Here is a 13,486-nt window from a genome sequence, read left to right as displayed (position 1 = left end):
TTAGCGTAAGATTTAACTCTGCCTCATAGAGGTAAGCTTTAGTACCCAGTGTAACGTAGTTTTTCAAGCTCAGCTTGGAAAGCGTATAGGAATAAAAAAAGGGAGCAAGAAGCCAAAAAAGCTTCCCACTCCCTGATAGCTATTAAAATACTAGCAAGAGTACATTGTTTTAAATTCGAACGCTGTAGGTCTAGCCTCATCTGGCCAAACTTGAGTTTCAAATTTATAGTGTTGGTAGGTATCCAAAAATTCTGGAGTCATAACAGGTTTAAGATAGTCATTGTCACGAATTAACGCTTCAAGTGAACCTCTTAAGGTATGAGGCATTTGGTTGATACCTTTTTCTCTAATTTCATCGAGTGTAAGCTCAAACAAGTCTTCATCCATTGGACCAACAGGCTCAGCTTTGGTTTTGATACCGTCAATGCCTGCAAGAAGCATAGAAGCAAATGCAAGGTATGGGCATGAAGTTGAATCTGGGAAACGCATCTCAACACGAACAGATTTTTCACCTGCACCGTAAGGGATACGGCAAGATGCTGAACGGTTTTGCATAGAGTACGTAAGGATTGAAGGTGCTTCAAATCCTGGGATAAGTCTTTTGTATGAGTTTGTTGATGGGTTAGTAAAAGCGGCAACGCTTCGTGCATGTTTCAAGACACCGCCAATGTACCAACGTGCCATGTCGCTAAGGTTTGCATATTCGCCTTCTTTAAAGAACATGTTTTTACCATTTTTCCAGATAGATTGGTGAACGTGCATACCGTTACCATTGTCACCGTAAAGTGGTTTAGGCATAAAGGTTGCTGTTTTACCATTGAGGTGAGCTACCATTTTAACAACATATTTGTATTTTTGAACGTTATCGGCTGCTTCAACAAGAGAACCAAATTTAACGCCGATTTCTCCTTGTGCTTGAGCAACTTCATGATGTACAACGAAGACTTCAAGACCAATTTGTTTAAGGGTTTGTACCATTTCAGCACGTAAATCTACCATAGAGTCGATGGGCTGAACAGGAAAATATCCACCTTTTGTACCTGGACGGTGACCTGTGTTATAGCCATCAGTGAAACTTTTTGCGCTATTCCAAGTACCTTCTTCAGAGTCTACTTCATAGTATGAACAGTTAATGTCGTCTCTGATTTTGACATCATCAAATACGAAAAATTCATTTTCTGGACCAAAGTAAGCGACATCACCCAAACCTGTTTCAGCAAGGTATTTTAATGTTTTTTTAGCAATACTTCTTGGACATTTCTCGTAGAGTTCACCTTTATAGATGTCAAAAACATCACAGAAAACAACAACGGTAGAATCAGCTGTAAATGGATCTAAAAATGCTGTTTCAGCCTCAGGTTTAAGGAGCATGTCAGATTTATTAATTGGTTGCCAAGCATCAATGGATGAGCCATCGAAAGGGATACCATTTGTGAAAGATTCAGCACTAATGGATTCAATAGTGTATGTAAGGTGATGCCATGTTCCTTTCATATCAGTGAAACGAAAATCGACAAATTCAACTTCATTGTCAGTAGTGTATTTGAAAAACTCTTCAACACTGTTAACGAATTTACCCATGTTGTAACTCCTAAGATTTTAAATTTCAGTAATTTTATCAGATTGAGCTGAAAATAAGGTCGAAAAGTGTGCTTAAAAATTAACCAATATTCGATCTCTACTTTCAAAAGTTGCACATTTTTTATACCCATAGTTTTTTGCAATCGCTCTAAGGTCATCTTGTAAAAAACCAATATGATCGACTGCATGGGCATCTGAGCCAAAGGTGATTGGAATATCATGCTCTGCCATCAACTCTAATAGTGGATGACTTGGGTATTGCTCTCCCACTGGTTTACGAAAGCCAGCAGCGTTGAGTTCGATTGCCATATTGGCGCCTTTGATAGCCTTAATAGCCTCTTTTGCAATCATCCTCACATCTTTTTTGGGTAAATAATTAAAGACTTTTATGAGATCTAAATGGCCAACGATATCAAATAAACCACTTTTTGCCATAGCCGTAATCGCCTCAAAATAACGCTCCCACACTTCATCAATATTTTTAGTGCGGTACTCTCCAATAAATTCGGGATTGTCAAATCCCCATGAACCTAGATAATGCACAGAGCCTATAAAATAATCAACGTTACGCTTGAGCACACGCTCATCAATGTAGCCTTGCAAGAAATCAACTTCATAGGCCAGTAGAATTTTGATTTGGTCTTGGTACTTTTCTTTTACATGTAAAACATCACGCTCATAATCTGCCATTTGTGAAAAGCTCATTCTGTAGTCTTCATCAAAGTTCATGGGAGCATGATCTGAAAAGCCAAAAACATCTATTTTTTGAAGCAGAGCCGCTTGCACGAACTCTTCTATACTCCCTTCCGCATGGTGACACAAAGGGGTATGGTTGTGAAGATCAATCATCATTGTAGGCATCCTTCAATCAGGGTCTTAAAGTTAAATTATATAAAAAGTTCACTATAATAGACCATAATTTGTCACTTTGAGGAGAAAGCTTATGACGCAAGAGGAACTTGATGCTTTGATGGCGGGCGATTTAGACGAAATGGACGAAACTGCACCCCAAGAGGAGAGCATCGCCCAAGAAGAAGAGACAGAGGGGAGTACTGCTTTAAATGAACAAGAAGAGCATGACAAAGCTACGACCCAAATGATGAATGAATATAGAACATCATCCACAATGTCTTGGCCACCACCACCACCAACAGATGATCACAAAATGGTACATCAATTGGATGATGTGACCAAAGACTCTGAAATTAAAGCAACTCAGGTATTTGATAAACTTGAAATCGTCAATAATTTTATGCTGAGTGCAGAAGATAATGCGAAAGAGGTCATTAAACTCATTGAATCTAATATAACGCTTTTTGAAACATTGGTATCAAAATTTCCTAAAATTGATCAATTCCAAAAAGCATTGGATGACAACAAAGGGATGAAAGAACGTGTTGAAGATCTTTTAATGAATGCCCAAATGGCTGAAGATGAGATTATGATGACGATGGACATTATGCAATATCAAGATATTCACCGCCAAAAAATTGAACGTGTTATCAATGTGATGCGTGCGCTTTCAAAATACATGAGTGCATTGTTTGAAGGCTCTAAAGATGATACCAATCGTGTTAGTTCCGCCGTACATATTCATGGTGACACAACAACAGAAGATGTTGTGAGCAATGAAGATATTGAAGCGTTGATCGCTAGTTTAGGAAAAAAATAGGTGTCAAACGTCGAACTGCTTTCTCCTGCTGGAAATTTTGAAAAGTTAAAAATAGCGCTGGCGTATGGCGCGGATGCCGTGTATGCAGGGGTGAGTCACTTCTCCCTTCGCATAAGGTCTGGCAAAGAGTTTACCTATGAGAGTTTTGAAGAGGCGATCAATTATACGCATGCACGAGGAAAACATTTGCATGCTACCATCAATGGCTTTCCTTTCAACGCGCAAATTCCTCTTCTTGAAAAGCACATTGAGCGTGTGGCAGCGATGAAACCCGATGCGTTTATTGTGGCCGCTCCTGGTGTGATTAAACTGGCACGTAAAATTGCGCCTCTGATTCCTATCCATCTTTCAACCCAAGCGAATGTTTTAAGTTACCTTGATGCTGAAGTCTATTCTGATATGGGAGTGAAGCGTATTATCGCGGCACGCGAAGTGAGTTTGAAAGATTTGGAACAGATCAAAAAGCATCTGCCGCATTTGGAACTGGAAGTGTTTGTTCATGGTTCAATGTGTTTTGCCTATAGTGGTCGCTGTTTGATCAGTTCGGTGCAAAGTGGACGTGTCTCCAACCGTGGAAGCTGCGCCAATGACTGCCGTTTCCCCTATACCCTTTATGCACATAACGAAGAGAGTGGAACGCTGTTTCGTATTGAAGAAAGCGTTGAGGGCACGCACATTATGAATGCGAAAGACCTCAATCTAAGCGCGCATGTCAAAGAAATCTTAGACTCAGGTGTCATTGATTCATTGAAAATCGAAGGGCGAACGAAGAGTTCGTATTACGTAGGAATTACGACTAAAACGTATCGTCAAGCGATTGAGGATTATTATGCCGGTCAATTTGATGCGAGCAAATACACGGCAGAGCTCGATACCACCAAAAACAGAGGGTTTAGCGATGGCTATTTGGTGAACCGTCCGTTTGAAAAAAATGACACGCAAAATTTAGCGCACTCGATCAGCGAAGGCACGCACCAAGTGGTTGCGCAAGTGGACGAAGATGGTGCAACGTGTCTTTGTAAGGATGTTTTATCTTTACATGTAAACTATGATTTGGTCATGCCAACCCATCTCAAAATTGAAGCGATGGAGAATGACATCGGTACTATTTTTGAAGAGGATGGTTCTTGGAAAATAAGCTTTAAAAAACTTCAAACGCCTAGTGGCAAACTGTTTGATGAGATACACAGCGGCAATGTCAATGCGATTGTCTTGCCCACAACCCTTCCAGGGTTCACATTTTTAAGAGTAAAGATAAAAGGATAAAACGTGAAGTTCGTTTCTATTATAATGGGAAGCAAAAGTGATTTTACTGTGATGGAAGAGTGTGCAAAAACACTGGAAAAATTTGGCGTATTGCATGAGATTATCGTCTCTTCCGCACACCGAAGTCCAGAGAGAACCCATGAGTATGTTAAAAATGCGGAAGCTAAAGGGGCAAAAGTCTTTATTGCCGCAGCAGGTATGGCAGCACATTTAGCAGGTGTGGTAGCCTCTCTTACGACCAAACCCGTCATTGGTGTTCCAATGAAAGGCGGCGTTATGGAAGGTATGGATGCTCTTTTAAGCACCGTTCAGATGCCAGGTGGAATGCCTGTAGGAACGGTAGCGATTGGCTCAGCAGGCGCTATTAACAGTGCCTATTTAGCGATGGAAATTCTAGCCCTTGCTGATGAAGAATTGGCGGCGAAACTCAAAGAAGATCGTATTTTAAAAGCAAAAAAAGTTGAAACAGATTCTATGGGTATTGAAGTTATCTTATAAAGGGTGAAACAATGAACAGTTGGATGGGAATTGAAGAGTTTAGCACATTAGTGAATTTGGATATTTCTGCCATTCAGTCATTGATTGATGAGGGGAAACTCATCACGAAGAATGAAGAGGGCAAATGCTTTGTTGAAGTAAGTCGTAGCGCACAAGCACTGATTCCTGCCACGAAAGGGATTGTCCTTGATAGCACTTATGAAGGCTCCTCTATCTCAATGAGCTCTGAGTTTGTTGAAAAACGGTTGGCGCCATTTTAAGTCTGCATGAAAAAGTGTTGGATGCCAAAGAAGAGACACTTGATGCACTTAAAGGTGAAAACCGCTTTTTAAAAGAGGCACTTTTTTCGATGCAAGAGCTGTGTGACGAAGATCGTAAAGTCATTGAGACACTCACCAAACAGCTTGAACTGTTACAAGATGAGCTTGAATTTACCAAGCGAAAATATAAAATGATGTGGAACAAAGCGGTGGAAAGTTATACACCGCCAACAAAATAATCTTTACATGTAAACAAATGAAGAAGGAAAGAAATAGTGCTTACATTTAGTCAAATGCTTTTAAACCTCCAAACTTTTTGGCAAGATCAAGGCTGTACCATTGTCCAGCCTTACGATATGCCTGCGGGTGCTGGAACATTTCACAATGCAACCTTTTTACGAAGCTTGAGTAGCAAACCGTGGGCAACGGCGTATGTTGCGCCAAGTCGTCGCCCAACAGATGGAAGGTATGGTGAAAATCCAAACCGTTTGGGAAGTTACTATCAGTTTCAAGTGCTCATTAAGCCTAGTCCTGACAACATTCAAGAGCTTTACCTTAAAAGTCTTGAAATGCTGGGTCTTGACATTAAAAAACACGATATTCGCTTTGTTGAAGACAATTGGGAATCTCCAACGCTGGGTGCGTGGGGACTTGGCTGGGAAGTGTGGTTGGATGGTATGGAAGTGACACAGTTTACCTATTTTCAACAAGTAGGTGGTATTCCATGCAGCCCTGTGCCTGTTGAGATTACCTACGGTGTTGAGCGTTTGGCAATGTACCTTCAAGAAAAAGAGTCCGTCTTTGATTTGATTTGGAATGAAAATAAATTTGGTGTGACAACCTATGGTGATGTGCATAAACAAAGCGAGTATGAATTTAGTAAATACAACTTTGAAATCGCCAATGTCTCTATGCTCTTTGATCAATTTGAAAATGCGCAAGTGGAATGTAAACGCTGCCTTGAGGAGAATTTACCATTACCAGCGTATGATTACTGTTTGATGGCTTCGCATACGTTTAACGTCTTGGATGCCCGTAAAGCAATTTCGGTGACACAACGCCAAAACTACATCCTTAAAATTCGAGAACTTGCCAAAGGGTGCGCGCTCAAATACAAAGAAGTGGTGGGTTAATGACGCTTGGCGCACTTTACGATTTTTTAGATACACTGAGTCCCTTTGCTACGCAGGCACGTTGGGACAACAGTGGTTTATTGATTGGGAGTTTGGATGATGAGGTAGAGCAAATCTACCTTAGTCTTGATGTCGATGGTTCACTCTTAGAACAAGTAACGCCAAATTCGCTTATCATCACGCATCATCCCCTTATTTTTAGTGGTTTAAAACAGCTCGATTTTGCAAAATATCCTTCCAATTTAATTCAAATTATGGTACAAAAAAAGATCAGTTTGATTGCCATGCACACCAACTTTGATCTCTCCCATTTAAATGCTTATGTTGCTTCAAAACTAGGCTTTGAAGTCAGCGAAACCAAAGAGTTTGTTGCCTACTGTGAGGTGAACCAAAGTTTGGATGATTTGGCTTTACATGTAAAACACGTTTTGGGTATTGAACATCTACGAATCGTGCGTGCACGTGAGTGGATTGGACGTTGCGCAATCACGACAGGATCTGGGGGCGATTTGATTGCTCAAATTGAAGCCGATTGCTTCTTAAGTGGTGATCTAAAGTATCATCAAGCGATGGAAGCAAAAGAAAATAATCTCTCATTAATGGACATAGGTCACTTTGAGTCCGAGCGCTATTTCCCAGAGTGTTTGGGCAATTATTTGAAAAATTTGCCATTAAAGGCTATAATATCAAATTCTAAAAATCCGTTTGAGTACAAATAGAGGACACATAACATATGAATAAGTATTTAGAACAGTTAATTGAGCTTTCCAGGTTAGACAAAGAGATCGACGATTTTGGTCCACGTATTGCCAAAGTTGAGAAAATGTTGAAACTTTCTTTAGATAAAGAGAGAGATTTAAAACTCCAAGCAGAGTCTTTCCAAGCGGACATTGCAGACGCTAAACTTAAAAAAGCAAAAAATGAATCCCATTTAGCAGAACTTTCCGCTAAACTTAAAGATATTACGAAAAAAAGCGCTTTGGTCAAAACAGCCAAAGAAGTGAAAGCACTTCAACTCGAAGAAGAAATTTCAAAAGAGCAGTGTGATTTTGCCAATGATGAAATTAATCGCCTAGATAAAATTGTTGATTTAAAACAAGCCAATATTGCGGCATTACAAGAAAAAATTGCAGAAGCTGTCAAAGAGGCAGAAGAGATTAAAACTTCAATTGATTCACAAATTAAAACGATTGAAGAAGAACGTAAAAATGTTTATCAAGCAAAAGAGGAATTGGTTTTACAAATGAGCCAAAAAATCTTGACTTTTTATCAAAAAATTAGAAAATGGGCTCAAAACAGTACGGTTGTACCTGTTAAAAAACAAGCATGTTATGGCTGTTTTATGCGAATGAATGATAAAACATATGCCAGCGTATTAAAGCAAGATGATATTATTACCTGTCCACATTGTGGTCGTATTTTATACAAAGAGATTGAGGAAATTAAGGCGTAAGCTTTGATTTTTTTTTATTATGTATTGGCAACGCTACTCTATCTTTTAGCGTTGCCAATACTTATTTACCTTCGTTTTAAGCCAAAATATCACGATTCAATTCCCGCACGTTTTTTTTTGAAAAACAATTCTCGCTTTGCAGAGGAAGGTGTTTGGTTTCATGCATGTTCATTTGGGGAAGTTCGGTCACTAAGTCCTTTTATTGAAAAAATTGAGCCTTCAAGTGTACGTATTAGTGTCATAACTCAAACGGGATTTAGAGAAGCTTCCAAATATCCATTAGCGCAAGTACGCTATTTGCCATTTGAAATATTCCTACCGTTTTGGATACGAAAACAAAAAGTATTGATCGTTATGGAAGCCGAACTTTGGCCACTTCTCTTTATTGTCGCCAAAGCAAAGGGAATGAAAACAGTTTTACTCAATGCCCGAATATCCGATAATTCTTATGCTTCCTATGTTCGTTTTGCTTGGTTGTATCGTTGGATTTTTAACTCAATAGATCTGATTTTTGCACAAAGTACTGAGGATGAGCAGAGATTGAAAACGCTTGGCGCTAAAGTCGTGCAGGTATGTGGCAATATTAAGGCGTTTAGTCGGTATGAAGTAAGCCATGTGTATCCAAAGCAACCTCATAAAAGAGTGGTTGTTCTTGCCAGTACCCATGAGGGCGAAGAAGAGTTGATTTTATCGCATCTTACATTGCTTCCCAATGATCAGCTCATTGTCGTGCCAAGGCACCCTGAGCGATTTGCAAAAGTAAGTAAACTTTTAAGTGCATATGCTGACAAAGTAGGTAAAAGTTTCATGTGTTTATCTGGGCACACTACGTTGGATGCCGATATCATTTTATGCGATAAAATGGGTGAACTTATTAACCTGTACGCCATTGCTGATGTTGTGTTCTTGGGCGGTTCTTTTGTGGATGGCATTGGTGGGCACAATCCACTAGAACCTGCATTTTTTGGGACAAAACTTATCAGCGGTGAGTTTGTTTTTAACCAAAAAGTGCTTTTTGATGCGGTGACAAATGCCTTTACATGTAAAGCTGAAGAGATAAAAAACGTTTTTGATAGTATTGAAACTTATCCCAAAAGTACTATCGTTCATCATGGCGATATAGAGCCACTATTAGAACAAATATTAGGAAAATAAAATGGAAAAAGCATATAAATTGTTAGCTCTACAAGAAGGCATCTCCAACCGTGCCGCCAAAGATCTCATCGATCGTGGTGTTGTATATTCCGCGAGCAAAAAAGTGAGTGTTGCACGTGGAGAGTTACCTGAAAACACTAAATTTAAAGTTGAAAAAATTGCACCTATCAAAGTTATTTTTGAAGATGAATTTATTATGGCGGTAGACAAACCTGCCTTCATGACCTCAGAAGAGGTTGCGGAGATTAAAAAATTACCATTATTGCATCGATTGGATCGAGAGACCAGTGGCGTTTTACTGTTAACCAAAGATGATGAGTTCCGTATAAAAGCAGTCAATGCGTTTAAAAAGCGTGAAGTTCAAAAAGAGTATTTAGCCATTGTTGAAGCCAAGATTGTTGAAGCTGTAGACATTAATGCTCCAATCTTGACTATTAAAAAAGGCAATACGGCTTACAGTAAAATCAGTGATGAAGGTAGAGATGCAATCAGTCACGTTGAGCCTTTGATGATTGAGGGAAAACGCTCTAAAATTAAAGTACGTATTGAAACAGGTCGAACCCATCAAATTAGGGTGCATCTTAAAAGTATTGGCGCTTCTATCTTGGGAGATACTGAATACGGTGGACGTCCATATAAACGTTTGATGTTACACGCTTCTAAAATCATGCTCTTAGGCTATATTTTTCAAACAAAAGAACCTGAAGATTTTATTAAATTTAGCATTTGATAAAAAAAGAATTTATTCCATAAAAAGCCCTAAAAATAGACTTTAGAAAGCATTCTGAAGTTCTAAATTTCCAAATGAGTTTTAAGGTTTAATTTAGTTTAAAGTATTTGTTGTGTAAAATTGCATTCCTTTGCCAAAGGCAGGTATGTGTGAATAGATTAAAAGGATAGTTTGTGCTAGAGGTTTTAACCGATTCGTTTCGATCAGCGATAAATAAAATACGTTTCAGTGATGATGAAAAGTCTTTAAAAAGTGCATTAGAGAACCTTAAAAAAGCGCTTCTCAAAGCCGATGTTCACCATAAAATTGTACGTGATTTAGTGCGCCAAGTTGAACTGGAAACGAAAGCAAAAGGAATTGGCCAAGTCAATTTTTTACGCTCTTTAAAAACAAATTTAACGACGATCTTAACCGTTCCTGGTAGACAAGGATTTGTTTTTGCATCCAAGCCTCCAACCACTGTATTGATGGTGGGTTTGCAAGGAAGTGGTAAAACAACAACAACAGTCAAATTAGCAAATTATCTCAAAATAAAACAAAAAAAAGTTTTAGTCGTTGCCTGTGACTTACAACGTTTAGCGGCAGTTGAGCAGTTACGCCAACTCTGTTCTGCTAATGAAATTGATCTTTACTCTGAAGAGGCAAATGCCAATCCTGTTGCCATTGCAAAAAATGCAATGAAAAAAGCAAAAGAGGGTTTGTATGATGTCGTTTTAATCGATACAGCAGGCCGTCTAGCCATTGATGCCGAATTGATGGATCAGCTAGAAGCCATTAAAAAAGAAGTCACACCAGATGAAATCTTTTACGTAGCTGACTCTATGACAGGTCAAGATGCGGTCAAAAGTGCGGTAACGTTTCATGAAAAAATTACGCTCAGTGGTGTCATTTTAAGTAAGTTTGATGGTGATGGTAAGGGTGGTGTTGCTCTAGGAATTGCTGAGCAAACGAATGTGCCACTTCGCTTTATCGGTGTGGGTGAAAAAGTTGCGGATTTAGAGCATTTTATACCTGAACGTATTGTGAGCCGTTTGATGGGCGAGGGCGATCTTGAAACCTTAGCGGAAAAAACCAGTTCAATTATTGATGAGAAGCAAGCCAAAGCACTGACGAAGAAGATTAAAAAAGGTGAATTTAACTTCAACGACTTTTTAGAGCAGATGGAACAGATGAAAAAGTTGGGAAGCATGAAGTCTTTAATCGGGATGATTCCAGGACTTTCTCAGATGGCAGGACAACTCAAAGATGTTGATATGGAAAATTCGGTTGAGATGAAGCGCATTCGTGCGATGATCGGTTCAATGACGAAAAAAGAGCGTGAAGACCCAGAATTACTGAATAACAGTCGAAAAAGAAGAATTGCTGAAGGTTCAGGACTTTCTCAAGTAGAAGTGAATCGTTTTCTAAAGCAATTTGCAAATGCTGCAAAAATGGCGAAGAAGTTCTCCGGTAAAAAGGGAATGCAAGATCTTCAAAATATGCTTTCGCAAAGTAAACACGCACATCTTCGTTAAGATGTGACGGTTTATACTTGCATGTAAACTTTACATGTAAATCTAAGTCGTAGACAAAATTTAAGGAGACCATAAAAATGGCAACAGTTGTAAGATTAACACGAATGGGTAGAAATAAAACTCCATTTTACAGAATCGTCGTAACAGACAGTAGAAAAAAACGTGATGGTGGATCAATCGAAACAATCGGTTATTATAATCCATTAACAGAACCACAAGTTATCAAATTTGATGCTGAGAGACTTGCTTACTGGAAAAGCGTCGGTGCGAAGATGAGTGACAGGGTTGCTAAAATCACGGGTAAATAATCATGATTGACAAATTTCTCGAAGAGTTTGCCAAGCTTTTGGTAGACAATCCAGCAGGTGTACGCGTTGAGCGAAGCGATGTTGATGGAACATTTTGCGAAGTTGTCATCTATGCAGATAAAATTGATACCGGTAAGTTGATTGGTAAAGATGGCAAAATGATCAATTCACTCAAGACGCTTATCTCTGGTTGTAAAGCCAAAGACGGTATATCTTACAGAGTGACTGTCAAAGCTAACGATGAATAATCAATCTTCCCTCATTGAAGTCGCTCAAATTGGGCGACTCGTGGGCTTAAAAGGTGAACTTAAACTTCACCTTCAATGTGATTTCCCTGAGCAGTTTAAAAAAGGTAAAAAGTTTAAAACCCAAAAAGGTGAAGAACTTGAAGTTTTTTCTTTCAATCTTTCACGTGAGCTAATCTCTTTTGTTGGGTATCAAAGTAGAGAAGAAGCTGCAAAGCTTGTTAATACATTGTTATTTACAACACAAGAAAATTCGATCAATGAATGTGCTCTAAAAGAGGGTGAATTTTTTTGGTTTGATTTGATTGATGCACGCGTTATCGACGAAGATGGAACAGTGTTGGGTAGTGTAGATGAGATAGAACGCATTGCTGTAACAGACTATTTGGTTATCAAAACTGATGAAGCATTAGTCAAAAAAGGGCTTGCTAAAACCTTTTATTTACCCTACATTGAGCGTTATATCATCATGTTTGATAAAGCCAAAAAAGAGGTGCTTAGCAAAGATGGTTTAGGAATTCTGGAGAACTCCTAATGCGATTTTCGTATGTGACACTTTTTGAGGGGTTGATCGCTTCTTATTTTGAAGACTCAATTTTAAAACGTGCCATTGCCAAAGAGCTTTTAAGTGTTGAGTTTTTGAATCCAAGGGACTATACACTCAATAAACATGGCAAAGTCGATGATTATCAAGCCAGCGGTGGCGCAGGACTTGTACTGTTTCCTCAACCTTTGTTTGATCTTTTACGTTCTATCAAACAAGCATCACGTGAAGCATATATTATTTTCCCGACACCTTCTGGAAAACTGTTTACGCAAAACGATGCCAAACGACTGGCACATAAAAAACATTTGGTTTTTGTGAGTGGGCGTTATGAGGGAATTGATGAGAGAGTGATTGAGACATTTGCCGATGAGCTTTTTTGCATAGGTGACTATGTTTTAACGGGTGGTGAACTTCCAAGTCTTGTGATGAGTGATGCGATCAGTCGTAATATTAAAGGAGTTCTTGGCAATGAGGATTCTCTCAGTATGGAAAGTTTTGAGAGCCCATTATTAGAGGCACCGTGTTTCTCAAAACCGCCGATTTATGAAAATAAATCAGTGCCCTCAGAGTTTTTAAAGGGAAACCACGCTAAAATCTCAAGCTTAAAAAATAAAATGTCTGAATCTAAAACAAAATACTTCAGACCCGATCTGTTTTCTCGCTTTAGCGCGAAGCATTAGAATGAACAAAAAGGATAATAGATGAGAAATAAATATATTGAAGCTTTTGAAGCAGGACAGATTTCTGAGAAAAATGTTCCACAATTCAGAGCAGGTGACACCCTAAGAGTTGCTGTTAAAATTATTGAAGGCGATAAACAACGTGTTCAAAATTTTGAAGGTGTTTGTATTGCAAGACGCGGTACGGGTACAGGTGAGACTTTTATGGTCAGAAAAATCGGTGCAAACAGTGTTGGTGTTGAGAGAATCTTCCCAATCTATTCTGACAGTATTGAAGAAATCGTTGTTCTTAGACGTGGTGTTGTTAGACGTGCTAAACTCTTTTATCTTAGAGATAGACGTGGTAAAGCTGCAAAAATTAGAGAACTTAGAAAATAATACTTTTTTGGCAGTAATACAAAGAGTGTTACTGCCTTCCCTTCTTTCTCCTCTCCTTTCACCCCA

The 13,486-nt window shown here is 38.9% G+C and carries 16 protein-coding genes and 1 pseudogene; 15 read left to right on the top strand and 2 right to left on the bottom strand.

Annotated elements, in window-relative coordinates:
- Positions 1-150 precede the first annotated feature (150 nt).
- Positions 151-1,581, bottom strand: coding sequence for a type I glutamate--ammonia ligase (gene glnA / locus FA584_RS09460; protein WP_167749277.1), 1,431 nt, complete (start codon positions 1,579-1,581; stop codon positions 151-153).
- A gap of 72 nt (positions 1,582-1,653) precedes the next feature.
- Positions 1,654-2,433 (bottom strand): histidinol-phosphatase, encoded by a 780-nt coding sequence (locus FA584_RS09455; RefSeq protein WP_167749276.1) that lies wholly within the window; start codon positions 2,431-2,433, stop codon positions 1,654-1,656.
- Between the two features lie 91 nt (positions 2,434-2,524).
- Here FA584_RS09455 and FA584_RS09450 point away from each other — a divergent pair, with 91 nt between their 5' ends.
- The 15 genes and pseudogenes from FA584_RS09450 (at position 2,525) to rplS (ending at position 13,420) form a co-directional block, all read left to right on the top strand.
- On the top strand, positions 2,525-3,253 hold the full coding sequence (locus tag FA584_RS09450; protein WP_167749275.1) for a chemotaxis protein: 729 nt from the start codon (positions 2,525-2,527) through the stop codon (positions 3,251-3,253).
- Complete coding sequence (locus FA584_RS09445; protein WP_167749274.1) at positions 3,254-4,519, top strand: peptidase U32 family protein; 1,266 nt, start codon at positions 3,254-3,256, stop codon at positions 4,517-4,519. It begins immediately after the preceding gene.
- Positions 4,520-4,522: 3 nt separating this feature from the next.
- Positions 4,523-5,017, top strand: a complete 495-nt coding sequence (purE, locus tag FA584_RS09440; RefSeq protein WP_167749273.1) for a 5-(carboxyamino)imidazole ribonucleotide mutase — start codon at positions 4,523-4,525, stop codon at positions 5,015-5,017.
- Positions 5,018-5,028: 11 nt separating this feature from the next.
- A pseudogene (locus FA584_RS09435) lies at positions 5,029-5,516 on the top strand (DUF3972 domain-containing protein).
- A gap of 36 nt (positions 5,517-5,552) precedes the next feature.
- A complete protein-coding gene (glyQ, locus tag FA584_RS09430; RefSeq protein ID WP_167749272.1) occupies positions 5,553-6,410 on the top strand; it encodes a glycine--tRNA ligase subunit alpha in 858 nt (285 codons plus the stop codon).
- The gene (locus tag FA584_RS09425; protein WP_167749271.1) at positions 6,410-7,129 is read left to right on the top strand and encodes a Nif3-like dinuclear metal center hexameric protein; all 720 of its coding nucleotides are present in this window, start codon (positions 6,410-6,412) and stop codon (positions 7,127-7,129) included. The genes glyQ and FA584_RS09425 overlap by 1 nt, the downstream gene beginning before the upstream one ends.
- Before the next feature lie 14 nt (positions 7,130-7,143).
- Positions 7,144-7,863, top strand: a complete 720-nt coding sequence (locus tag FA584_RS09420; RefSeq protein ID WP_096047063.1) for a zinc ribbon domain-containing protein — start codon at positions 7,144-7,146, stop codon at positions 7,861-7,863.
- Positions 7,864-7,866: 3 nt separating this feature from the next.
- Positions 7,867-9,018, top strand: coding sequence for a lipid IV(A) 3-deoxy-D-manno-octulosonic acid transferase (gene waaA / locus FA584_RS09415; protein ID WP_167749270.1), 1,152 nt, complete (start codon positions 7,867-7,869; stop codon positions 9,016-9,018).
- A 1-nt stretch (position 9,019) separates the two neighbouring features.
- A complete protein-coding gene (locus FA584_RS09410; RefSeq protein ID WP_167749269.1) occupies positions 9,020-9,748 on the top strand; it encodes an RluA family pseudouridine synthase in 729 nt (242 codons plus the stop codon).
- Between the two features lie 173 nt (positions 9,749-9,921).
- Complete coding sequence (gene ffh, locus FA584_RS09405; RefSeq protein WP_167749268.1) at positions 9,922-11,262, top strand: signal recognition particle protein; 1,341 nt, start codon at positions 9,922-9,924, stop codon at positions 11,260-11,262.
- Positions 11,263-11,339: 77 nt separating this feature from the next.
- Positions 11,340-11,570, top strand: coding sequence for a 30S ribosomal protein S16 (gene rpsP, locus FA584_RS09400; RefSeq protein ID WP_025345392.1), 231 nt, complete (start codon positions 11,340-11,342; stop codon positions 11,568-11,570).
- A gap of 2 nt (positions 11,571-11,572) precedes the next feature.
- A complete protein-coding gene (locus tag FA584_RS09395) occupies positions 11,573-11,818 on the top strand; it encodes a KH domain-containing protein (protein WP_037959462.1) in 246 nt (81 codons plus the stop codon).
- The gene (rimM, locus tag FA584_RS09390; protein ID WP_096047059.1) at positions 11,811-12,350 is read left to right on the top strand and encodes a ribosome maturation factor RimM; all 540 of its coding nucleotides are present in this window, start codon (positions 11,811-11,813) and stop codon (positions 12,348-12,350) included. The genes FA584_RS09395 and rimM overlap by 8 nt, the downstream gene beginning before the upstream one ends.
- Positions 12,350-13,042: a tRNA (guanosine(37)-N1)-methyltransferase TrmD gene (gene trmD / locus FA584_RS09385; protein ID WP_191342045.1), complete on the top strand. Its 693-nt coding sequence runs from the start codon at positions 12,350-12,352 to the stop codon at positions 13,040-13,042. The genes rimM and trmD overlap by 1 nt, the downstream gene beginning before the upstream one ends.
- Before the next feature lie 21 nt (positions 13,043-13,063).
- Positions 13,064-13,420: a 50S ribosomal protein L19 gene (gene rplS / locus FA584_RS09380; RefSeq protein WP_191342044.1), complete on the top strand. Its 357-nt coding sequence runs from the start codon at positions 13,064-13,066 to the stop codon at positions 13,418-13,420.
- The last annotated feature ends 66 nt before the right edge of the window (positions 13,421-13,486 follow it).

It is taken from the genome of Sulfurospirillum diekertiae (assembly GCF_011769985.2).
Lineage (GTDB): Bacteria > Campylobacterota > Campylobacteria > Campylobacterales > Sulfurospirillaceae > Sulfurospirillum > Sulfurospirillum diekertiae.
The sequence above is the reverse complement of the archived record's forward strand: the minus strand, read 5'-3'. Positions and strand labels throughout refer to the sequence as shown.

Bases quoted from the DNA above. Each gene is read 5' to 3' on its own strand.
- glnA (WP_167749277.1), bottom strand. From the start codon at position 1,581: ATGGGTAAATTCGTTAACAGTGTTGAAGAGTTTTTCAAATACACTACT.
- FA584_RS09455 (WP_167749276.1), bottom strand. From the start codon at position 2,433: ATGATGATTGATCTTCACAACCATACCCCTTTGTGTCACCATGCGGAA.
- FA584_RS09450 (WP_167749275.1), top strand. From the start codon at position 2,525: ATGACGCAAGAGGAACTTGATGCTTTGATGGCGGGCGATTTAGACGAA.
- FA584_RS09425 (WP_167749271.1), top strand. From the start codon at position 6,410: ATGACGCTTGGCGCACTTTACGATTTTTTAGATACACTGAGTCCCTTT.
- FA584_RS09420 (WP_096047063.1), top strand. From the start codon at position 7,144: ATGAATAAGTATTTAGAACAGTTAATTGAGCTTTCCAGGTTAGACAAA.
- FA584_RS09410 (WP_167749269.1), top strand. From the start codon at position 9,020: ATGGAAAAAGCATATAAATTGTTAGCTCTACAAGAAGGCATCTCCAAC.
- rpsP (WP_025345392.1), top strand. From the start codon at position 11,340: ATGGCAACAGTTGTAAGATTAACACGAATGGGTAGAAATAAAACTCCA.
- FA584_RS09395 (WP_037959462.1), top strand. From the start codon at position 11,573: ATGATTGACAAATTTCTCGAAGAGTTTGCCAAGCTTTTGGTAGACAAT.
- rimM (WP_096047059.1), top strand. From the start codon at position 11,811: ATGAATAATCAATCTTCCCTCATTGAAGTCGCTCAAATTGGGCGACTC.
- trmD (WP_191342045.1), top strand. From the start codon at position 12,350: ATGCGATTTTCGTATGTGACACTTTTTGAGGGGTTGATCGCTTCTTAT.
- rplS (WP_191342044.1), top strand. From the start codon at position 13,064: ATGAGAAATAAATATATTGAAGCTTTTGAAGCAGGACAGATTTCTGAG.